Origin of the sequence: Prochlorococcus sp. ALOHA_ZT_50 (assembly GCF_022447305.1) — a bacterium.
In the GTDB taxonomy this organism is placed as follows: Bacteria; Cyanobacteriota; Cyanobacteriia; order PCC-6307; family Cyanobiaceae; genus Prochlorococcus_A.
In genome coordinates this window covers 37,238-60,204 of sequence record NZ_JAKVCI010000009.1, presented here as the reverse complement: position 1 = coordinate 60,204, position 22,967 = coordinate 37,238, and the positions used below count along the sequence as shown (strand labels likewise).

The following is a 22,967-nucleotide window of genomic DNA, read 5'->3' as shown; positions in this document are numbered from 1 at the left end:
TTATTTTTCATTAATTAGAAAAATTAGGGATTCAATTAAAAAAATTAAACTCTAATTTTATGCAGACTCTTTAATGATTCTTTTTGATCCTGAAGGTAGTTTAACAATTTTAGATGAGAACAAATTATCTACCATTTTTTTCGTAATTGTGAATTCTTTTACATTTTCTTCAGAAGGCAAAGTGTACATTATGTCTAGCATTAGCTCTTCAATTATTGATCTTAATGCTCTTGCACCTGTTTTTCTTTTATATGCTTCATTTGCTATCGCTTCAACAGAATCAGGCTCAAATGATAATTCAACATTATCCATACTTAGCAAAGTTTTGAATTGCTTTACTAATGCATCTCTTGGTTGAGTCAAAATAGATTCTAAAGTTTCTTTAGTAAGACGATCTAATACAGCACAAACCGGAATTCTTCCAATAAATTCTGGAATTAGGCCATATTTCACTAAGTCATCTAATTCTAAATTTTTCAGGGAATCTCTTGGGTCTACTATTTTTTTTGTATCAACTTTGTTTTGATCTGAATTGGTGGTAAATCCTATAGAGTGTTTACCCATACGCTTTTGAACGATATCCTCTAAACCTATAAAAGCTCCCCCGCAAATAAATAATATTTGACTCGTATCAATTTGGATGCAGTCATGATAAGGATGTTTTCTTCCGCCTTGAGGTGGCACATTAGCAATTGTTCCTTCAAGCATTTTTAATAATGCTTGCTGTACCCCTTCACCAGAGACATCTCTAGTAATTGAAGGATTCTCGCTTTTTCTTGCAATTTTATCTATTTCATCAATATAAATAATTCCTTTTTGAGCTAGTTCTACATTCATTTCTGATTTCTGTAGAAGTCTTAAAAGTATGTTTTCAACATCCTCCCCAACATATCCAGCTTCTGTCAAAGTCGTTGCATCAGCTACTGCAAAAGGAACATCCAGAAACTCTGCTAAAGTTTGCGCCAATAATGTTTTTCCACTTCCAGTAGGGCCGATGAGTAAAATATTTGATTTTTGTAATTTAGTTGCTTGTGAATCTGTTGAATTGCTATTTTTACTGTCTTCTTTAACTTTCCAAGCTAATCGCTTGTAGTGATTGTATACGGCTACTGATAATATTTTTTTTGCAGATTCTTGTCCAACAACTTGATTATCTAGAAAACTTTTAATTTCTAATGGCTTAGGAATTGAGGTTAATTCTAAAGGAACAGATTTTTTTGGATTATCAGTTGGTAATTTCTTTTTTACTTGCGGAGAGTTGTTTGTGTTCGCTTGATTATCAAGTAGTTCTTCATCGAGAATTTCATTACAAAGGTCTATGCACTCATCACAGATATAAACCCCAGGACCAGCTATAAGCTTTCTTACTTGGTCTTGTGATTTCCCGCAAAATGAACATTTAAGATGGGCGTCGAATTTAGCCATCGATTATAAGTTTTTAAAGTGAAAGGTGTTAAATATTCCCTATTCACTAGGATTGCTTATAAATATCGATTCGTCATCATATTCTTAAAAAATCAGTATTCCTTGTCACTTTTTGATAACTTTATCAATTAATCCATATTCGACTGCTTCTGAGGGAGATAAAAAGTAATCTCTTTCTGTATCTTCATTAATTTTTTCTAAAGGTTGACCAGTATGTTCTGCTAAAAGCGAATTTAATGTTTTCTTGAGAAAAAGTATTTCTTTAGCTTGTATTTCAATCTCTACTGCTTGACCTTGTGCACCTCCCAGAGGTTGATGAATCATAATCCTAGAATTAGGTAAAGCCAATCTTTTCCCCTTTGCTCCTCCAGAAAGTAGAAATGCCCCCATACTTGCCGCTACTCCAAAGCATATTGTCACTACATCAGGGGATATTTGTTGCATAGTATCGTATATGGCCATTCCTGCAGTTACTGAGCCTCCAGGAGAATTGATATATATTTGTATGTCTTTTTCGGGATCTTCCGCTTCAAGAAATAATAATTGTGCAACAAGTGAGTCAGATACTTGATCATTAATTCCAGTACCTAAAAAAATTATTCTCTCCCTCAATAGTCTTGAATATATATCAAAAGCTCTTTCTCCTCTACCTGATTGTTCTATAACGGTAGGAACAGCAGCAATAGTTTTATTATTACTTTCGTAAGAACTTATTGAGCTTTGGATTAAATGTTTTTTTTCTGAGTTCACAAATTAGTTTTCGTCTTATAAATAATTTAAGGGGTTTTTGTTTAATTAGTAGGAAATTTCATAAATTATTTTTTTTCTTTTTTATTTTGAGTTTTTGTAGTTTTTGTAGTTTTTGTAGTTTTTGTCGCAGTTTTTGTGGCTTTTGTTGTTTTGGAGGTTTTGGTAGCTTTAGAAGTTTTTGTAGTTTTTTCTTTTACTTCAGAATTTTCTTCAAGCCAAATTATTAATTTTTCTTTGAGTAAATCGTTAGTTATTACTTCTGTTAATTTTTTAATATCTATTTGTTTTGAAGATTGAGAGATTGCATCTTCATAATCTTTCATTTTTAAATCAATTTCATCTTTCTCAACTTTTATGTTTTCTGTTTCAGCTAATGCTTTTAAAGCTAAATTTCTTTGAACATTTTTTTCAGCTTGAGGCCTTGTGGACTCTGCTAATGACTTAACTAATTCCGGAGTGAAAGTAGATTTAACATCAAGACCTTGTTGAGCAAATCTTTGAGCGGTTTGTTCAATATTATTCCTCACTTCTATATCAATCATAGATTTTGGAATTTCAGCAACCAATTCGTTTGTTAAGGCATCTAATAAAGCTTCAATTTTGATATCTTTTTGAGTTTTTTCAAAATTGTCTTTAAGTTGCTTTTCAATATCTTTCTTTAACTCTTTTAATGATTCTTTGTTGCCAGACTGTTTTGCAAAATCGTCATTAAGTTCAGGCAATTCTTTTTCCTTAAGATCCTTAAGATTTACTTCAAAGATTGCCTCTTTGCCTCTTGAATCCTCATGAGAATAATCTTCAGGAAATTTAAGGTTAAGTGTTTTAGTATCACCAATTTTCATCTTTACGATTCCCTCAACGAAACCGGGAATCATTTTGTTCTTTTCTAACTCAAGATCCATTGATTCACTTGTTCCACCATCAATCTCTTTACCAGAATCTTTATATTTTCCTTTGAAACTAACTACAGCAATATCTCCTAATTTTGCTGCTCTATTGGTAACTGGAATAATGTTTGCAAACTGATTTCTAGATTTTTCTAGCGCTTCATCTATTGACTTAGGATCAAACTTTGTTTTTGATATTTCAACACTTAGTCCTTTGGATTTTTTAAGTTTTAATTCTGGGGCAACATCAGTTTGAAGAGTAACCTTAAGTGATTTTTCAGGACTAAACTTTGCAAGTAAAGATTCAAATCCATCTACCAATTCTGGCTCACTTAGTGGCTCTATAGATTTTATTTTTAACGCTTCTTGCCATGATTTATCAATAATTTTTTCCAGAGCAGAAGCATGTAATTGTGTGATGCCAATTCTTTGGATTAAGACTTGTTTAGGAATCTTACCAAGTCTAAATCCCGGAATTTTAGCCGAACGACTGATAGAACTGATTGTTTCATTTACACACGTTTTGCATGTCTCAGATGGTATTTCTAATTCGAATGAAATTCTACTTTGAGGCAGAGGAGTTGTTTTGACTATTAGTGCATCTTTAGCCATGTTTTTCTAAGTTATTACTATGAACCGAATCTTAATTATTTCACATTATGTGATTTCCTTGAAAGTTAATTTTTTGATAAAGTAAAAAAAATAGTCAATCTATTTATAAAAATCATTTTAAAGTGTGAGACAATCTCCGTATTTGCCTAATAGGCCATTAAAAGTTGCTGTTTTAGGTTCTTCAGGTGCTGTGGGATCTGAATTGCTAAAAATTCTTGAACAACGTGATTTCCCAATATCAGAATTGGTCTTGCTTTCATCAGAGCGGTCAGAAGGAAAAAAAATTATTTGGAAAGATGAAGAATTAGTTACAAAAAAAACAACTAAGGAAGAATTTAAGAATCTTGATTTAGTTTTGGCTTCAGCTGGCGGAAGTATTTCAAAAAAATGGTTGTCTACCATTATTGATCAAAATGCTTTACTGATAGATAATTCAAGTGCTTTCAGATTAGATAAGAACGTTCCTCTTATAGTCCCTGAAGTTAATGCTAGTGACGTACTTAATCATGATGGGGTAATAGCGAATCCAAACTGCACTACCATTTTGTTGACATTAGTTTTAGCTCCATTAAACAAACTTTCGACTATTCAAAGAGTTATTGTCTCAACATATCAATCTGTCAGTGGTGCAGGCCAACTGGCGATGGAGGAACTAAAACTTTTAACTGAACAATATCTTCAAGGAAATCCTCAAAAAAGTGAAGTTTTGCCATACTCCCTTGCTTTTAATTTGTTTTTACATAATTCCCCTATGCTTTCAAATAATTACTGCGAAGAAGAGATGAAAATGGTTAATGAGACAAGGAAAATATTAAATATTGCTGATTTAAAGCTCTCTGCTACATGTGTTCGAGTCCCAGTACTGAGAGCACATTCTGAATCGATCAATATTGAATTTGCCGATGTAGTTGAGCCTAAAGATGCTCTTGAAGAATTAAAAAAATCTCCTGGAATTGAAATTATTGAGGATTACAAAAATAATAGATTTCCTATGCCAAATGACGTTATGGGAAGGGATAATGTTGCTGTTGGCAGGCTAAGAACTGATATAAGTCAGCCTCATGGATTAGAATTATGGTTATGTGGAGATCAAATAAGAAAAGGAGCAGCTCTGAATGCTGTTCAAATAGCTGAGTTATTAATTCCAAAAAAATGATTACAGACAAAACTGAGTGTAATAATCCACTATTTGGAAGAATATTGACTGCAATGGTTACTCCATTCACTGAGAATGGAGATGTAGATTATGAACTAGCTATAAAACTTTCAAATTATCTTTTTGAGAACGGTTCCGATGGAATTGTGTTGTGCGGTACTACTGGAGAATCTCCGACTCTTTCATGGGCGGAACAGCATGATTTATTTATTGCGGTAAAAGGATCTTTGGATGCAAGCTGTAAAGTAATAGTTGGCACTGGTAGCAATTGTACAAGCGAAGCTGTGGAAGCTACAAAAAAAGCTTACGACTCTGGTGCCGACGGTGCTTTGGTCGTTGTTCCTTATTACAATAAGCCGCCTCAAGAAGGTCTTTATAAACATTTCAGTTCTATTGCTAAATCTGCAAAGGATTTGCCTCTTATGCTCTACAACATTCCTGGCAGGACTGGATGCAATTTATTACCTGATACTGTGAAGAAACTTATGGATTTCTCAAATATTCTCAGTATTAAAGCTGCAAGCGGTAGAATAGAAGAAGTAACAGAACTAAGAGCTATTTGTGGCTCTGAACTCTCTGTATATAGTGGCGACGATTCATTGTTGCTTCCAATGTTATCTGTAGGTGCTGTAGGAGTAGTAAGTGTTGCAAGTCATTTAGTTGGATTGCAATTGAAAGAGATGATTCATTCTTTTCAAAGTGGAAAGGTTTCCAATGCTCTTGCTATTCATGAAAAACTTCAGCCTCTTTTCAAAGCACTCTTTATGACTACTAATCCAATCCCAATTAAGGCTGCTTTGGAGCTATCGGGATGGGATGTAGGTAATCCTAGAAGTCCTTTGTCACCTTTAACCAATGACATGAAAAAGCAACTATCTTTTATCCTGAATTCCCTATAATAGGGATTATATTTAACTTGATAATTAAATTTAAATAAACCTTATTTGATTACAAGCAGGCCTTCATAAATTTCAAAATTATGCAATCAAGTACAAATTCAACTGTAAATAGATCTACTCATGATTCATCTAGATCTAAAAGTAATACGCCAGCTCTACGAGTAATACCTCTTGGAGGACTACATGAAATAGGAAAAAACACTTGCGTTTTTGAATATGGTGATGAATTAATGCTTGTTGATGCTGGCCTAGCTTTCCCATCTGATGGTATGCATGGCGTAAACGTTGTTATGCCTGATACAACTTTTTTAAAAGAAAATCAAAGAAGAATAAAAGGAATGATTGTCACTCACGGGCATGAAGATCATATTGGAGGTATTTCTCATCATCTAAAGCATTTTAATATTCCGATTATTTATGGCCCAAGACTGGCAATGTCAATGCTTAGAGGAAAAATGGAGGAAGCAGGGGTATCTGATAGAACAACTATACAGACAGTAAATCCAAGAGATGTTGTAAAAGTAGGACAACATTTTTCTGTTGAATTTATTCGAAATACCCATTCTATTTGCGATAGCTTTTCTTTAGCAGTTACAACACCTGTTGGCACAATTATTTTCACGGGAGATTTTAAGTTTGATCATATGCCAGTAGATGGAGAGCAATTTGATATTGAAAGAATGGTGCATTACGGAGAGAAGGGTGTTTTATGCATGTTCAGTGATTCTACTAATGCCGAAGTTCCAGGTTTTTGTCCTTCTGAGAAGACTATCTATCCCTCTTTAGAAAAACATATTGCAGAGGCAAAAGAACGAGTTATCCTTACCACTTTTGCTAGTTCTGTTCATAGAGTGACAATGATCTTAGAATTGGCCATGAAACATGGAAGAAAGGTCGGTTTGTTAGGTAGATCGATGATAAATGTTATTGCTAAGGCGAGAGATATTGGTTATATGAAATGCCCAGATGATTTGTTTGTTCCTATCAAGCAAATTAGAGATTTGCCAGATAGGGAGACCTTATTATTAATGACGGGTAGTCAAGGAGAACCCCTAGCAGCGTTAAGCAGAATCTCTCGTGGTGAACATCAGCATGTTCGTCTTAAGACTACTGATACTGTAATATTTTCAGCCAGCCCAATTCCTGGTAATACTATTTCTGTTGTTAATACAATAGATAGATTAATGAAACTCGGAGCAAAGGTTGTTTATGGAAAGGGTGAGAATATTCATGTTTCTGGTCATGGTTTTCAAGAAGATCAAAAGTTAATGTTGGCACTCGCAAAACCTAAGTTTTTTGTTCCTGTTCATGGAGAACATAGAATGCTTGTTTGTCATGGCAAGAGTGCACAAACTATGGGGGTTCCAAAGGACAATATTTTAATTATTGAAAATGGAGATGTAGTTGAGTTAACACCTAATTCTATTCAAAAGGGTGATCCTGTAAAAGCTGGTGTTGAACTGCTTGATAACTCACGAAATGGGATAGTAGATGCTCGAGTATTAAAGGAAAGGCAGCAATTAGCTGGGGATGGTGTAGTAACTGTTTTAGCTCCTATTAGTACAGATGGGAAGATGGTTGCGCCTCCCAGAGTTAATTTAAGAGGAGTTGTTACTACTGCAGAGCCAAGAAAAATGTCTATGTGGACAGAACGAGAAATAAGCTGGGTCTTAGAAAATAGATGGAAACAATTATCCAGACAAACTGGGCCGAATAATTTTGAGGTAGATTGGATTGGTGTACAAAGAGAAATTGAAAATGGTTTATCGAGAAGAATGAGAAGAGAATTACAAGTTGAACCACTTATTTTGTGTTTAGTTCAACCTGCTCCAAGTGGAACTCGTGCTTATATTCCAAAGATTACCGAAGAGCAAAATTTCTCCAATAGAAATAGAAATAATAATAATTTCCATAAGAAATCAAACAATAATCATCCTAATAGTTCAAATAACCCACAAAATACCCAAAAAAGTCCAAAAGTTTCACAGAATCCATCAGCTGAGACTGCTACAGAAGATTCATTTGAAGGTAGAACAAGAAGAAGAAGATCTGCTGTAACATCTTAACTTTTTTCAAAATTTATATAGTTTTTATCCCAAACAATTTTTAAAAACTCTTGCAGATTAATTTGACCTTTATTTTTTTCATAAATTGAAGTTGCTAATTTTGTCAGATTTTTAGAACTACATTGCTTTGCAGATATTTCTTTTAAAAATCTATTTAAGATTGTGCACCTCGCTTCAATACACATACCATTTAGGAGATTCCTATCGATACCTTTAACATCTTTACAATATAAATACGCTAGTTCACTAAGATCATTACGTTCATTATTGTATTTGCTCATTTTTTGGGAAAAATTATTTATCCTTTCAGAACAACCAGGATAGATGACTTCTAAGGTAGGAATAATTTTTTTTCTTACTAAATTTCTTTTTAATTTAAGATCTGAATTTGTAGGATCTTCCCAGACTGGGATCTTCATATCATTGCAAAATTGTTTTGTATCTTCCCTACTGAAAATTAATATTGGTCTTATTAAAAAAATTTGATTTTCTATTAATCTTTTACTCTCAATATTACTCAGACCTGCAAAATTGCTTCCTCTAGATAAATTGAGGATAAATGTTTCTGCATTATCACTACTCGTGTGACCAGTTAACAAATAAATATTATGTTTTTGCTGGTTTTTATTTAATAAAGTTTTGGCTCTTTCACATAATTTTTTATATCTCCATTCTCGTGCTTTTTCTTCTGAAGAAATACTTTCTTTATTTGCTTGATCAAAAGAGAATGAAATATTTTTATCTTCGCAATAATCTTTTAATTCAAGAGCATATAGTGATGATTTTTCGTGCCACTGATGATCACCATGCCAAACACTAATAGACCAATTATGTAGTTTTTTTAGGTCATTAATTAGGGTTAATAAGGCCATTGAGTCTTGACCCCCCGAAACACTTATTAAAATATTGGATCCTTTGGGAATTAATATTTTTTTGGTAAGAATCTCCTTATGAAGCTGATGATGCCATGATGACCAATTTTTCTGACTTAATTTTTTATCAGTCATTTTGTGTTGCTCAGATAATATTTTTTAAAAAATGCACTGTTTTACTAAAACAATGTCACAATCGGGTAATAAATTCATTAAGTAAATGAGTCTGATTAATCTTTTGCCACAAAAAATCAAAGAAGAGTTAAGAAGCAAATCCTTACTCAAAGTTATTTCAGGATTGAATAATTTCGATGTTCAATCTGTGAAAATAATTGTTGAGGCTGCTTCATTAGGAGGTGCAGATCTTGTCGATATTGCTTGTAAACCTGAACTCGTTGATTTAGCACTTAAGAATTCAACACTACCCGTTTGTGTTAGTTCAGTAGTGCCTCGATCTTTTCAAGATTGTGTAAAAGCAGGAGCATCATTAATTGAGATAGGAAATTACGATACTTTTTATGAAAAAGGCATTCATTTTTCAGATAAAAAAGTTTTAAACATTACAAAAGAGACGAGGGATTTATTGCCTAATTTTCCTTTATCAGTAACTGTTCCTCATACTATGCCTATTGATAAACAAGTTGATCTTGCTGTAAAGCTAGTGGAAGAAGGCGTTGATATTATTCAAACAGAAGGTGGTACCAGTTCTACTCCTTACTCTCCAGGAATTCAAGGTTTTTTTGAAAAATCAGTACCAACTCTTGCAGCTACCTATGCTATTCATCAAGAATTTAAGAAACAATCTCTGAATATACCAATCATGAGTGCCTCTGGATTAAGCCAAGTAACTTGTCCACTAGCAATATCCTCTGGAGCCTCAGCAGTTGGCGTTGGATCTGTAGTTAATAAATTAGATGATTTAATATCAATGATTGCGGTTGTTAGGGGCTTAAAAGAATCTTTGAAAAATTCAATAATTGGAGAAAAAATTTCTTAGTATAGCAATATCCTTTAGCTACTAGCTTGATGAACAACTATAAGCTTCAAGCTCCTTACGAACCAAATGGAGATCAACCAGAAGCTATTAAAAAATTAGTTAAAGGCGTAAATAATGGTAAACAGTTTCAGACTCTTTTAGGAGCTACTGGAACTGGTAAAACATTTACCATTGCCAATGTAATTCAACAAACAGGAAGACCAGCACTTGTTTTAGCCCATAACAAAACGTTGGCTGCACAACTATGTAATGAATTAAGGGAATTTTTTCCAAAAAATGCTGTTGAGTACTTCATTTCTTACTACGATTATTATCAACCTGAAGCTTATGTACCTGTAAGTGATACTTACATAGCCAAAACTGCTTCAATTAATGAAGAAATAGATATGCTTAGGCATTCTGCAACACGCTCATTATTTGAAAGAAAAGATGTAATTGTTGTAGCCTCAATAAGTTGTATTTATGGTCTTGGTATACCGAGTGAGTATTTAAAAGCTGCAGTTAAATTTGAAGTGGGAAAATCAATAAATCTACGTTCTTCTTTGAGGTCTCTCGTTGAAAATCAATATACTAGAAATGATATTGAAATTACTAGAGGTAGATTCAGAATTAAAGGTGATGTTTTAGAAATCGGTCCAGCTTATGAAGATAGATTAATAAGAATTGAGTTATTTGGTGATGAAGTCGAAGCTATTAGATATGTTGACCCTACTACAGGAGAAATACTTGAAAGTTTGGAACAAGTTAGCGTTTACCCAGCGAAGCATTTTGTGACTCCAAAAGAAAGACTTGAGAGTGCAATAAGTGCAATTAGAAGTGAATTAAAAACTCAACTCGATAAATTTACATACGAAGGAAAATTATTAGAGGCTCAACGTCTAGAACAACGTACAAAATATGATTTAGAAATGCTTAAAGAGGTTGGTTATTGTAATGGAGTTGAGAATTATGCTCGTCATTTATCAGGTAGGGAGGAAGGTTCACCGCCAGAATGCTTAATAGATTACTTTCCCAAAGATTGGTTGTTGGTAGTTGATGAGAGTCATGTAACATGTCCTCAACTTCATGCGATGTACAACGGTGATCAATCTAGAAAAAAAGTTTTAATAGATCATGGTTTTAGATTGCCAAGTGCTGCAGATAATAGACCTTTAAAATGTGAAGAGTTTTGGGAAAAATCAAAACAGACATTATTTATAAGTGCAACCCCCGGTCAATGGGAATTAGATCAATGTGATGGTGAATTTATTGAGCAAGTTATAAGACCAACTGGGGTATTAGACCCGGTAATTGATGTAAGACCTAGTGAAGGCCAAATAGAAGATCTGTTATCTGAAATAAGAATTCGAGCTGAAAAGAATCAAAGAGTGCTTGTGACAACACTTACTAAGAGAATGGCTGAAGATCTAACTGATTTTTTATCTGAAAATAAAGTAAGAGTTAGATATTTGCATTCCGAAATCCATTCAATTGAAAGAATTGAAATTATTCAAGACCTTAGAATGGGCGAATATGATGTTTTGGTAGGAGTTAATTTATTAAGAGAGGGACTAGATCTTCCTGAAGTATCCTTAGTTGCCATTTTAGATGCTGATAAAGAAGGTTTTCTGAGGGCAGAAAGGTCATTGATTCAAACAATAGGAAGAGCTGCCAGACATGTTGAAGGTGTTGCCTTGCTTTATGCAGATAACTTCACAGATTCAATGAAAAGAGCAATATCTGAAACTGAAAGAAGAAGAACTATTCAAAAAAAATATAACCAAGTCAATGGTATTACTCCAAAACCTGCAGGCAAAAAAATAGAAAATTCAATATTATCTTTTCTAGAACTTTCCAGAAAACTAGATGCTGGTGGTTTATCTAAAGATTTAATAAATATAGTTAATAACAAAACTGACGCAATTCTCAGTTCCAGTGATAATCAATGTTTGCTCGAAGAATTGCCTGACTTAATAGAAAAGTTAGAAATTAAAATGAAAGATGCTGCAAAAGAGTTAAATTTTGAAGAAGCAGCAAATTTGAGGGATAGAATCAAAAAATTAAGACAAAAATTGGCAAGAAATAATTAAAAAGAACTTATTTTTCTAATTCGAAATGATTATGAATCGCATTAACTGCTTTGTCACAATCTTTTTCTAAGACAATACATGAAGTCCTGATTTCACTAGTGGCAATCATTTCAATATTGATATTTTGGTCAGCCAATGCTCTAAATATTTTTCCAGCCGTTCCAACCTTAAATGCCATTCCCGCTCCTACAGTACTTACTTTGGCTATAGCAGGGCCATCTTCAATGTATGATCCGGGTAATTTTTTTGTTAAGGCCTCAAAAACTAAGTTAGCTTTTTCTCTATCTTGTTTATTCATTGTAAGACTAATATCCTTAGTTTTTAAAGAGGAAATTCTTTCAGACTGAACAATAGTATCGATAAGTAAATTATTTTCAGCTAATGCTAAACATATCGATGCTGCTACACCTGGACGATCAGGCAGTTTTCGAAAACTTACTTGAACTTGGTTTTTATCTAATGCAATTCCTCTTACTTCAGGTTGATCTTGTTTTTCATTGATTGGATTAACAAATATTTGTGTATCGGATAACTTAAATTTCTCAGCAACAAATCTAATAGCTTTTGGTATATTATTAATTTCAATTACACAGCTGACTTTAATTTCACTAGTAGCTATTAACCTAACATTTATATTCGCTTGAGATAAAGTATCAAATAAATCAGCTGAAACACTAGGTCTGCCCATAATGCCTGCTCCTTGAATACTTAATTTAGTCATGTTTGTTTTTAAGTTATATTCTCCTCCTAATTGACTAGTTATAAGTTCACATTGTTCTGCAGTCTTTTTAACTTCTAATTCACTAACAGTAAATGTAATATCGTTTTTATTTCCATCATTTGTCGCTTGTATTATTAAATCTACGTTAATACTTGCTTCTGAAAGTTTTTCAAATATTTGCGCAGCAATCCCAGGCCTATCAGGAATATTTGAGAGACTGAATACTGCTTGGTTTTCTAATACTTCAAGACTATTGACTGTTTTTGTTAATTCTAAGCTTCCTCTTTTTAGCGGGAGAGGTTGGATTTGACTTTCTAGGAGAGTCCCACTTGAGTCACTTTGGCTTGATTTGACACACAATTTAATTCCATAATTGCGAGCAATTTCTACTGCTCTTGGATGCAGAACTGAAGCACCGACACTTGCAAGTTCAAGCATTTCCTCGCAGCTAATTTCATCTAAGAGTTTTGCATTAGGAACAATTCTTGGATCAGTAGTAAGAACCCCTGGAACGTCTGTATAAATTTCGCAAGTCTCAGCTCCTAAAGCTGTTGATAAAGCTACTGCGGAAGTATCTGAACCACCTCTACCCAAAGTTGTAATTTCCATTGAACCCGTATGGCTTAATGTTGTTCCTTGAAATCCAGCCACTACAACTACAAAACCCTGATTTATATAATTTTGGATCCTTTCTGTTTTAATATCCAGAATTCTCGCTTTCCCATGAATTGATTCAGTAATAATTCCAACCTGGCTACCGGTCATTGAAATTGCAGGTATTCCGTATTCGTTTAATGCCATTGAGAGAAGAGCTATGGTTACTTGCTCTCCAGTTGAGAGAAGCATATCCAATTCTCTTCGATTAGGATTTTTACTAATTGATTCCGCTAAACAATTTAAATCATCTGTAGTTTGCCCCATTGCAGAGACAACTACGACAATTTCATTTCCTGCTTCTTTACTTTGACAAATGCTACTTGCAATATTTTTAATTTTTTTAATATCACCGACAGAAGTACCGCCAAATTTTTTTACTAGTAAAGCCATATTTAAATCATAATGTAAATTCTTAAACTTATAATTTGGTTAACTTAAATTAATTAATTTCTCTGTAAAAACATTTATAGGATTATTACCTTGTTTTAGTAATGATTCAATATCTAGTAAGTTACTCATTAAATTAATTAAATATTCTTGAGATACATTTTTGACTTTTCTTCGAATAAAAAAAATTCTTTTTGGATTAGAAATGCCTGCAAGATTACAAATCTTTTCTGCATTATCGTTACCTGAATTAACTGCTAATTTTATAATGGTATGAATTCTTATTTGACTAATTAAACCTGCATTTAGTCTTAAAGCAGGTTCTCCTTTCTGTAAAGAATAATTTATTTCAATGAGGCTTTCATTAATATTTTTTTGTAAGAGAAGATCAATGATTTTGAAAATATTGGATTGATGATCACTAAATATTTTTTTTACATCAATACTTTTAAGAAAAAGTTGTGAATTCGAATCACTTGATACTGCAGAAAGGTATGTTTTTGCTTTGGCTAATTCATTTATTAGTTTAAAGCTATCATTACCAACTGAATCAATTATTAATTCAGCTGCATTTTTATCAATTTTGATATTCATTTCATTTGCTGCATCTTCTAAAAATCTTTTTTGTCCCTCATAGTCCCAGATTTCTGGTAAAGAAAATGATTTTTCTTTGGCTAAATTATTTTTGATAAGTTTTTGTAAAAATTTAGTACTCTTTAGTCTTGAGTCTGGTTTTTTTGTATTTTGTAAAATGAAATAAGTATTTTGAGGTATATTGTCATGAATTTTTTCAAATTTAGTTCTTAGATCTTCATTTTTGGCAGTAAAAATGGGATTATTTTTCAATGTAACTATTCTGTATCCATCTCCAAAAGGAGGTGTAAGAACTTCATCAAAAGCTTTATTGACTTGCTCATCATCATCTCCATTTAAATTAGTTACGTTTATTTCTTTCCATTCTTTGGATACTTCCTTATCAATTAATTTTTGAATAAATGTATTTTGAGCATTTAGATCATTACCCCATAATATTTGTATTGGCATAATAGCTCAATAAAAACCATATATTAACTATGATTACTTCTAACACAAATTAAATTTAATGGTAATAGATCATCCAATTTTTTTGGAAAGCATCAGATTCATAAGATCTCGTTTAGTAGCCAATGATCTAAATTATTTGGAAAAAAAAGTTTTAGAGAGATTAGTCCATACTTCAGGAGATTTTACAGTTCAAAATCTTGTAAATTTTAGTGAAGGTGCTTGTGAAAAGGGTCTTCAGGCACTTAAAAATGGTGCTCCTATTTTAACTGATACCGATATGGCAGCAGCAGCAATAAAATCCATGGCAGAAAATACCACTAGGAATAAAGTATTCACCGCTAGAATGTGGTTTGGAAAAAATAATCATACAAACTTAACTAAAACTGCATATGGCTTAAGTGAAGGTTGGAAGGAGTTATCCGCTATAAATTCTGGAAGCAAATCTCCTATTGTAGTTATTGGCAGTTCGCCTACAGCGTTAACTTATTTAATTGATATTTTAGAAAATGCAAAAGATTTACCTAGTTTAATTATCGGAATGCCTGTTGGATTTATTGGAGTAGAGAATAGCAAAAACAAACTGATTTCCACCGATCTTCCTAGAATTGTTTTGAATTCAACTAGAGGAGGTGCTGCCATGGCAGCTGCTGCGGTTAACGCCTTATTGAGGGAAACTATTTAAAAAGTATTTATTTTATAAAAATGTCAAAAATCTACTTAATATCATAATTTAATTTGTTATTTTCTTCTAAAGAATTTAAAACTGATTTTGCTTTTTCTATAACTTCTTTTGGAACTCCTGCTAATTTAGCTGCTTCTATGCCATAGCTTTTGTTTGAGCCCCCTTTAACAATCCTGTGGCTAAAAATTAGCTGATCGTTATTTTGTTCTACTAAAACTTGAAAATTTTGTATATTCTTATTTGAATTTTTTAAATAATTAAGCTCATGATAGTGCGTAGCAAAAATAGTATTACATTGAATTTTTTTTGCAAGATATTCACTTACTGACCAAGCTATTGAAAGTCCATCAAAAGTAGATGTCCCTCTGCCTATCTCATCAAGTAAAACTAGTGAGCTAGAAGTTGCCTGATTTAGAATTGATGCAGTTTCAGACATTTCTACCATAAATGTTGATTGTCCAGATGATTGATCATCAACTGCCCCAATTCTTGTGAAAATCCTATCTGCAATCTTGATTTCAGCATTATTAGCAGGAACAAAGCTACCAATTTGTGTGAGAATTTGTATTAAACCAAGTTGTCTTATAAAGCAACTTTTTCCGCTTGCATTGGGACCGGTTAATATAATTAATTTTTGATTATCCTCAAAAGAGATATCGTTTGCTACAAACTTTTTATCACTTAACAATTGCTCTACAATTGGATTTCTTCCTGCGATAATTTTTGTACTATTTTTTGTCATTGAATCATTTATTGGTATTAATGAAGGTTTTATAAAATTGTTTTCTACTGAAGTAATTGATAAACCAAGCAGTGCATCAAGAGATGCTATGGATTTTGCGATTGATCTTATTTGTTTTGTTTTTTCAGCAACTATATTTCTTAATTCGCAGAAAATTTCATATTCTTTTGATGAAGCTCTACTTTTTATTTGGAAAATCTTATTTTCTTTATTTTTAATTTCTGAAGTGATATACCTTTCTTCATTAGTAAGTGTTTGCCTTTTGATCCAATGTTGTGGAGCTAAATTAACTTTTGACTTATTTATAGAAATGTAATAACCAAAATTTTTATGAAATTGAATTTTTAGGTTTGAAATTTTGCTAATTTTCCTTTCTTTTAATTCCTCTTTATTTAGCCACTCAGAGTAATCATCCATTAAATTGCGTAAACCATCTAATATATTGTCAACACCATCGTGGATCATGCCTCCTTCACTAATATTTAGAGGAGGATTTTCTATTAGTTTAAAACTTATAGTATCAGCTAATTCTAAGAGTCCTTCATCAATATTTTTTAATTGATCAGTCCAATCTGGGAGATCATATTTAAATAATTCAATTATGGATTTTAGTCTAGGCAATTTTTTTAAACCTTCAGCTATTGCAATTAAGTCTCTGGGACTTGCATGACCTGCACAAGCTCTACCTGCAAGTCTTTCTAAATCCCCCATTGCTCTAAGTAAATTTTGGGTATCTGTACGTAATTTTTTAGATTCAAGAAAGTTTGTAATTATATTTTGTCTTTTATAAATTTCATTAACGTTTAATAGTGGTGAATCTATCCACCTTCTTAAACACCTTGCACCCATGCAAGTATAAGTTCTATCAATACTCCATAGTAGCGAACCTACATAATTGTTTTCTCGTTGTGTATTTTTGATTTCTAAGTTTTTTTGAGTTTGATAATCAATAATTAATTTGTTGTGACCATATTGGATTTGTGGAAAGTCTAATGAGATTTTTAAAGAAGAATCTTTATCTAAATTTGAAGGATTAATTTTTTCTAAATAATTTAATAAACCTCCAAGTGATCTAGTTGCATTGTTTAAATTTTTAAGTCCTATTCCCTCTAGGTTTGCAATTTGGAAATAATTTTTTATTAGATAATTTGCTTCATTAATTCCAAAATTAGTCTCTTGAGAAACAGTATATGTAATTTGACTATTTCCTTTAATTAATAAATTTCTTACTGCATTGCTTCCTACAATGATTTCTGAAGAATCTAATTTAATAATTTCATCAAATAGTTTTGACAGAGATTGGCCTTCTAAAGTTATTAATTCTCCTGTGCTTACATCAGCTTTTGATATACCCCATTCATAAGATTCATCTGAGTTTTCTTCTGATAAGTAAATAGCAGTAATCCAATTATTTTTCTTTGCTATCAACATCCCCTCTTCAATTACAGTTCCAGGAGTAATTATTCTTGTTATTCCTCTTTTAATTGGAGTCCCATAATTTCCAGAACTTTTTTCTAATTGATCGCATATAACCACAGAATAATTTTTTTTAATTAAATCAGCACAGTATCTCTCCATTGCATGATGGGGAACCCCTGCCATAGGGATCTTACCAATCTCTTTGCCAGCATCTTTACTGGTAAGCGTTATTTCTAAAAGGTTAGATATTAATACAGCGTCCTCAAAAAAACATTCAAAAAAATCTCCTAATCTATAAAGTAATAACCTATCTTTATTTTCTTCTTTTAGAGTTACATAATGCTTCATTACAGGAGTTAATTTCAGTTTTGAAACTGTTTTATAGCTATAAGATTCTTCATTGATGCAAACATTTTTGTTATTTGAAATTAAATCAGTCTTGAATTTATTTATTAAATTAGTTGAATTTTTTCTTTGTCTGGGTCTTTTTTGCGATTCTTTTTTTAAATCTTCCAAAGATAAATCTTCTGGAATTTTTGTTATTTCTTTTTGCTCATTATTATCATTACCAATCGCAAATAAATTCTTTTGAATTATCGTATCTTCTTGCATACTTTTTTAATTCCTAAATAGATATTAGGTAGAAATTTTTTTTTTGCATTTAAAGTGGCTAAAGTATGTAAATTTTCTCTAAAAATTATCATTTTCATGAGATTATAGTATTTATAATATTTGAAACCTAAGACTGAATTATGCAGGCTGTTAACTTTTTCTTCGTAAATGCTCTATTATTTGCTTCTTTAATTGCGGTAGTTGGAGTACCCGTTTTATATGTGACTCAACCTTCTACTGAGGAAGGACAGCGAGAAAGTAGGAGAAAAATTTATTCTATTGCTGCTGTTTGGGTTGTTTTGGTTTTTGTTACAGGGATAGTTTCTTCATTAGTTTGAACTTAATACCTTTTCGTGAGAGTCTATTAATATATCTAAGTAAAATTTAATGGCTATTTTTGAGGGTTCTTTTACTAATGCCTCTACTTTAAAAGTTGGGATTGTAATAGCAAGATTTAATGATTTAATTACAAATAAAATTCTATCTGGTTGTCTTGATTGTTTAAAAAGACATGGTTTAGATACTTCTGAATTAAGCAATCAAGTAGATATAGTTTGGGTTCCTGGTTCATTCGAATTACCAATCGCAGCTAAAACCCTCATGAAAAAAAAGAGTTATGACGTTGTAATTGCTCTTGGGGCTGTGATCCGTGGTGAAACTTCCCACTATGATGTAGTTATATCTGAGGCGAGCAAAGGTATTTCGCAAGTTTCAAATGAAAATAATGTTCCAATTATTTTTGGAGTTTTAACTACTGATACTATGCAGCAGGCTTTAGAAAGAGCAGGGATTAAAAATAATCTTGGTTGGAATTATGCTTTACAAGCAATTGAGATGGGATCCTTAATTAAAAATTTAAATTAATTGAAAAAATTTAATTATTTTTATCATTGATCCCTTCTTTGAGATAAAATAAAAAAGTTATGCGGATGTAGCTCAGTGGTAGAGCATCTCCTTGCCAAGGAGAATGTCGAGAGTTCGAATCTCTTCATCCGCTTTTAATGTTTGTATCTTTTAAGATATTCTTAATAAAAATTTCGTAATGACAAGAGTAATTTCTATTGAGGATTTAAAGGGATTATTTACTAAACCTTATGGTACAGATGCACCAACAAAACAAAAATGGGCTGAATTTTATAATGAGAATGTTATTTTTACAGACCCAACTCAGGAAACAGAGGGCTTAGATTCTTATGTTAAAGCTCAAGAAAAGCTAGTTAAAAGATGTGATGATGTTTTTTTAGAAACTCATGCAATTTCCATAACTGGGGATTGTGGATTTGTTGAATGGACAATGGGTTTAAAAATTATGGGTAAAGAATTTATTTATCCTGGAACTACTCGTTTATTATTTGGTGAAAATGGATTAATAAAAGAGCACAGAGATTACTTTGATTTTTGCGGCCCAACTTTTGGACCAGTTCCTATTTTAGGACCTTTTATAAGATGGCTTTATAGTAAATTTGTATCTTGATTTTGTTTATCTAGAAACAAAGTGCTTTATATTTCACGAATCAATAAATTTTGAGAAGTAACTTCTTTAAAATCAAATTGAGAATAAAATAATTTTTTATTTGTTGTCATTAAATATAATTTTTTTGTATTTTTAATTTTTTTAGAAGATAAAAGATTTTTTACAATTAATGTGCCAAAACCTTTGCCTTGGTGATTTTGATCTATAACAATATCCCAAAGCACTCCGCGGTAAATCCCATCGGTTAAAGCTCTACCAAAACCAACTATTTCCTTACCAACCCAAAGACTTATTACGACATCACTGTTAGCAAGACATTTTTTTAGATCATTAATTGTTCTATTTTTTGCCCAGAAAGCATTGGTATCTAGTAATTTTTGTAGCTTAATTAATCCATTTGTTGGTTTAAGATTAGGACCTAATCCAAAAACCCTTAACCCTAAAGCTCCTTTGGCATGTTTGATTAGAGATATTTCTTTCATTTATTAAAAAGATTTTTGAAAAGTGATGTCAGCTAGGTTATTTTTGTGACTTCAATCTAAATACCTTAATCGATCGTTTCTATAAAATAAAGAGATAATAGTTTTCTTCATTCTGTTGTAACGCACTAATTTATAATGTTTGTAATAAGATGAATTTTTTAAGGACTTTGACTTATGCTAAAACTTTTGTTGGGAGATCCGAATACACGAAAGTTAAAGCGCTATCAACCAATAGTGGAAGAGATAAATTTTTTAGAAGAAGAAATTTCTCAATTGACTGATGATGAGCTTAGAAAAGAAACTCAAAATCTTAAATCAAATATTTCAGCAGAATTAGATTTTAAAAAACAAAAAGAACTCCTAGAAGAATTTCTTCCTAAAGCCTTTGCAATCGTAAGAGAAGCAAGTAAACGTGTTCTTGATATGAGACATTTTGATGTTCAGTTAATAGGCGGGATGGTTTTAAATGAGTGTCAAATTGCTGAGATGAAGACTGGAGAGGGAAAAACTCTTGTCGCAACATTACCTTGTTATTTAAATGCTCTTACGGGAAAAGGTGTTCATGTTGTTACTGTAAATGATTATTTAGCTAGAAGGGATGCAGAGTGGATGGGACAAGTTCATCGTTTTTTAGGTTTATCCGTTGGTTTGATTCAGCAAGATATGAATCCAGTTGAGAGAAAGAAAAATTATGATTGTGATATAACTTATGCCACAAATTCAGAATTAGGATTTGATTATTTAAGAGATAATATGGCTACCGATATTAGTGAGGTAGTTCAAAGAAAATTTAATTACTGCGTAATTGATGAGGTTGATTCAATATTAATTGATGAAGCAAGAACGCCTTTAATCATTTCTGGCCAAGTTGAAAGACCACAAGAAAAATATCAAAAAGCTGCAGAATTATCTCTGGCATTAGTCAAAGCAAAAGAATTAAGTAAAGATGGTATTGATCCAGAAGGGGATTATGAAGTTGATGAAAAACAGAGAAGTTGTATATTAACTGATCAGGGTTTTGCAAAATGTGAAGAGTATTTGGGAGTTAATGATTTATATAATCCTCAAGATCCTTGGGCGCACTATATAACTAACGCTTTAAAAGCCAAAGAATTATTTATTAAAGATGTAAATTATATTATTAAGAACGATGAGGCTGTCATAGTGGATGAATTTACTGGTAGGGTAATGCCAGGAAGACGTTGGAGTGATGGACAACATCAGGCAATAGAAGCAAAAGAGAGTCTTAAAATTCAGCCTGAGACTCAAACATTAGCATCCATAACTTATCAGAATTTTTTCCTTTTATATCCTGGTTTAGCAGGAATGACGGGAACTGCAAAAACTGAGGAGGTTGAATTTGAAAAAACTTATAAATTAGAATCAACAGTTATACCGACAAATCAAATAAGAAAGAGACAAGATTGGTCTGATCAAGTATTTAAGACAGAGATTGGTAAATGGAAAGCCGTTGCTAAAGAAACTGCACAAATTCATAGAGATGGTAGACCTGTTTTAGTTGGTACAACAAGTGTTGAAAAAAGTGAATTATTAAGTTCACTTTTATCTGCCGAAAAAATCCCACATAATTTGTTAAATGCTAAGCCAGAGAACGTTGAACGTGAGGCAGAAATTGTTGCTCAGGCAGGAAGAGCAGGTGCTGTTACTATTGCGACTAATATGGCTGGAAGGGGAACAGATATAATTCTTGGCGGTAATAGTGACTATATGGCAAGGCTTAAATTAAAAGAAATTTTAATTCCTTTGTTAGTCAAGCCTGATAATGAGCATAAGCCACCAATACCTAAACAAAGAAATTCAAAATCTAAGGGTGGTTTTTCTACAAAAGCTGGTTCAAATTTGAAAAAGAACATTTCAAATTCTTCAACAAGTCTTTTCCCTTGCAAACTAGATGAAGCAATTGAAAAGAAACTCTCTCTTTTATCTGATGAACTTGTTAAAAATTGGGGAGATAGACAACTTTCTGTCTTGGAGCTTGATGACAGGATAGCTACAGCTGCAGAAAAAGCACCAACTGATGATAACTTGATAAAGCTTTTGAGAGAATCTTTGTCTGATGTAAAAAAAGAATATGAAAAAGTTTTGATTCATGAAGAAGAAAAAGTAAGAGAAGCTGGCGGTTTACATGTCATTGGTACTGAGAGACATGAATCAAGAAGAGTGGATAATCAACTTAGAGGAAGAGCAGGAAGACAAGGTGATCTTGGAAGTACAAGATTCTTTTTATCTTTAGATGATAATTTATTAAGGATTTTTGGAGGTGATAGAGTAGCAAATCTAATGAATGCTTTTAGGGTTGATGAAGATATGCCTATTGAGTCAGGAATGCTTACTAGGTCTCTAGAAAGTGCTCAAAAGAAAGTTGAAACCTACTATTACGATATTAGAAAACAAGTTTTTGAATACGACGAGGTAATGAACAATCAAAGAAAAGCAGTTTATGGCGAAAGACTAAGAGTATTGAAAGGAATTGATTTAAAGAGACAAGTAATAGGATATGGAGAAAGGACAATGATTGAAATTGTAGATGCTTATATTAATCCTGATCTTCCTCCTGAAGAATGGAATATTGATCAATTAATTTCTAAAGTCAAAGAATTTATATATTTATTAGATGATCTTAAATCTGATGATATTAATTTACTGTCAATAGAAGAATTAAAAAACTATCTTCAAGAGCAGTTGCGAATAGCTTATGATTTAAAGGAATCACAAATAGAAAAGATTCGTCCAGGATTAATGAGAGAAGCTGAAAGATTTTTCATTTTGCAGCAAATCGATAATTTATGGCGAGAACATCTTCAATCCATGGATTCCTTGAGGGAATCAGTCGGATTGAGAGGTTATGGTCAAAAAGATCCATTAATCGAATATAAAAACGAAGGATATGACATGTTTCTCGAAATGATGACTAATATGAGACGAAATGTTATTTATTCAATGTTTATGTTTCAACCTAAAACTGACGTTAATGAAAAAAATTAAATCAATAT

18 protein-coding genes and 1 tRNA gene are annotated in these 22,967 nt (G+C 32.2%); 11 read left to right on the top strand and 8 right to left on the bottom strand.

What is annotated here, in order from left to right; all coding sequences use genetic code 11:
• Positions 1-57 precede the first annotated feature (57 nt).
• The 3 genes from clpX to tig all read right to left on the bottom strand — a co-directional run bounded on the left by clpX (position 58) and on the right by tig (position 3,674).
• Positions 58-1,425, bottom strand: coding sequence for an ATP-dependent protease ATP-binding subunit ClpX (gene clpX, locus MK115_RS03150; RefSeq protein ID WP_042851202.1), 1,368 nt, complete (start codon positions 1,423-1,425; stop codon positions 58-60).
• A gap of 105 nt (positions 1,426-1,530) precedes the next feature.
• A complete protein-coding gene (gene clpP, locus MK115_RS03145) occupies positions 1,531-2,175 on the bottom strand; it encodes an ATP-dependent Clp endopeptidase proteolytic subunit ClpP (protein WP_011819266.1) in 645 nt (214 codons plus the stop codon).
• A 65-nt stretch (positions 2,176-2,240) separates the two neighbouring features.
• Complete coding sequence (gene tig / locus MK115_RS03140; protein ID WP_287609187.1) at positions 2,241-3,674, bottom strand: trigger factor; 1,434 nt, start codon at positions 3,672-3,674, stop codon at positions 2,241-2,243.
• Positions 3,675-3,798: 124 nt separating this feature from the next.
• Here tig and MK115_RS03135 point away from each other — a divergent pair, with 124 nt between their 5' ends.
• The 3 genes from MK115_RS03135 to MK115_RS03125 all read left to right on the top strand — a co-directional run bounded on the left by MK115_RS03135 (position 3,799) and on the right by MK115_RS03125 (position 7,795).
• Positions 3,799-4,830 carry an aspartate-semialdehyde dehydrogenase gene (locus MK115_RS03135; RefSeq protein ID WP_287609185.1) on the top strand — a complete coding sequence of 344 codons (1,032 nt, stop codon included), beginning with the start codon at positions 3,799-3,801 and terminating at the stop codon, positions 4,828-4,830.
• On the top strand, positions 4,827-5,729 hold the full coding sequence (dapA, locus tag MK115_RS03130; RefSeq protein ID WP_287609183.1) for a 4-hydroxy-tetrahydrodipicolinate synthase: 903 nt from the start codon (positions 4,827-4,829) through the stop codon (positions 5,727-5,729). Before MK115_RS03135 ends, dapA begins: the two co-directional genes overlap by 4 nt.
• 80 nt (positions 5,730-5,809) lie before the next feature.
• On the top strand, positions 5,810-7,795 hold the full coding sequence (locus tag MK115_RS03125) for a ribonuclease J (RefSeq protein ID WP_287609182.1): 1,986 nt from the start codon (positions 5,810-5,812) through the stop codon (positions 7,793-7,795).
• Here the strand turns inward: MK115_RS03125 and tilS are convergent.
• Positions 7,792-8,802, bottom strand: a complete 1,011-nt coding sequence (tilS, locus tag MK115_RS03120) for a tRNA lysidine(34) synthetase TilS (protein ID WP_287609180.1) — start codon at positions 8,800-8,802, stop codon at positions 7,792-7,794. The genes MK115_RS03125 and tilS overlap by 4 nt on opposite strands.
• An 85-nt stretch (positions 8,803-8,887) precedes the next feature.
• Here tilS and MK115_RS03115 point away from each other — a divergent pair, with 85 nt between their 5' ends.
• Positions 8,888-9,664: a DUF561 domain-containing protein gene (locus MK115_RS03115; protein ID WP_075487484.1), complete on the top strand. Its 777-nt coding sequence runs from the start codon at positions 8,888-8,890 to the stop codon at positions 9,662-9,664.
• A 29-nt stretch (positions 9,665-9,693) separates the two neighbouring features.
• Positions 9,694-11,733, top strand: coding sequence for an excinuclease ABC subunit UvrB (gene uvrB, locus MK115_RS03110; protein WP_287609177.1), 2,040 nt, complete (start codon positions 9,694-9,696; stop codon positions 11,731-11,733).
• Positions 11,734-11,740: 7 nt separating this feature from the next.
• On the opposite strand, the gene MK115_RS03105 is transcribed toward uvrB, so the two are convergent.
• Positions 11,741-13,501, bottom strand: a complete 1,761-nt coding sequence (locus tag MK115_RS03105; protein ID WP_287609175.1) for an aspartate kinase — start codon at positions 13,499-13,501, stop codon at positions 11,741-11,743.
• Positions 13,502-13,540: 39 nt separating this feature from the next.
• A complete protein-coding gene (gene holA, locus MK115_RS03100) occupies positions 13,541-14,542 on the bottom strand; it encodes a DNA polymerase III subunit delta (RefSeq protein ID WP_287609173.1) in 1,002 nt (333 codons plus the stop codon).
• Positions 14,543-14,600: 58 nt separating this feature from the next.
• Here holA and MK115_RS03095 point away from each other — a divergent pair, with 58 nt between their 5' ends.
• Positions 14,601-15,224 carry a precorrin-8X methylmutase gene (locus MK115_RS03095; protein ID WP_287609171.1) on the top strand — a complete coding sequence of 208 codons (624 nt, stop codon included), beginning with the start codon at positions 14,601-14,603 and terminating at the stop codon, positions 15,222-15,224.
• Positions 15,225-15,255: 31 nt separating this feature from the next.
• Here MK115_RS03095 and mutS read toward each other — a convergent pair whose 3' ends face one another.
• Positions 15,256-17,997, bottom strand: a complete 2,742-nt coding sequence (gene mutS, locus MK115_RS03090; protein ID WP_287609170.1) for a DNA mismatch repair protein MutS — start codon at positions 17,995-17,997, stop codon at positions 15,256-15,258.
• Between the two features lie 140 nt (positions 17,998-18,137).
• Here mutS and psbZ point away from each other — a divergent pair, with 140 nt between their 5' ends.
• The 4 genes from psbZ (at position 18,138) to MK115_RS03070 (ending at position 19,471) form a co-directional block, all read left to right on the top strand.
• Positions 18,138-18,335, top strand: coding sequence for a photosystem II reaction center protein PsbZ (gene psbZ, locus MK115_RS03085; RefSeq protein ID WP_002807211.1), 198 nt, complete (start codon positions 18,138-18,140; stop codon positions 18,333-18,335).
• 49 nt (positions 18,336-18,384) lie between these two features.
• Positions 18,385-18,861 (top strand): 6,7-dimethyl-8-ribityllumazine synthase, encoded by a 477-nt coding sequence (gene ribH / locus MK115_RS03080; RefSeq protein ID WP_025893656.1) that lies wholly within the window; start codon positions 18,385-18,387, stop codon positions 18,859-18,861.
• Positions 18,862-18,922: 61 nt separating this feature from the next.
• A tRNA-Gly gene (locus MK115_RS03075) sits at positions 18,923-18,994 on the top strand.
• A 45-nt stretch (positions 18,995-19,039) separates the two neighbouring features.
• Positions 19,040-19,471: a nuclear transport factor 2 family protein gene (locus MK115_RS03070; RefSeq protein ID WP_025915236.1), complete on the top strand. Its 432-nt coding sequence runs from the start codon at positions 19,040-19,042 to the stop codon at positions 19,469-19,471.
• Positions 19,472-19,497: 26 nt separating this feature from the next.
• On the opposite strand, the gene MK115_RS03065 is transcribed toward MK115_RS03070, so the two are convergent.
• Complete coding sequence (locus tag MK115_RS03065; protein ID WP_287609161.1) at positions 19,498-19,953, bottom strand: GNAT family N-acetyltransferase; 456 nt, start codon at positions 19,951-19,953, stop codon at positions 19,498-19,500.
• Between the two features lie 174 nt (positions 19,954-20,127).
• Between MK115_RS03065 and secA the strand changes: the two genes are divergently transcribed.
• Complete coding sequence (gene secA / locus MK115_RS03060; RefSeq protein WP_287609159.1) at positions 20,128-22,959, top strand: preprotein translocase subunit SecA; 2,832 nt, start codon at positions 20,128-20,130, stop codon at positions 22,957-22,959.
• Positions 22,960-22,967: the final 8 nt, after the last annotated feature.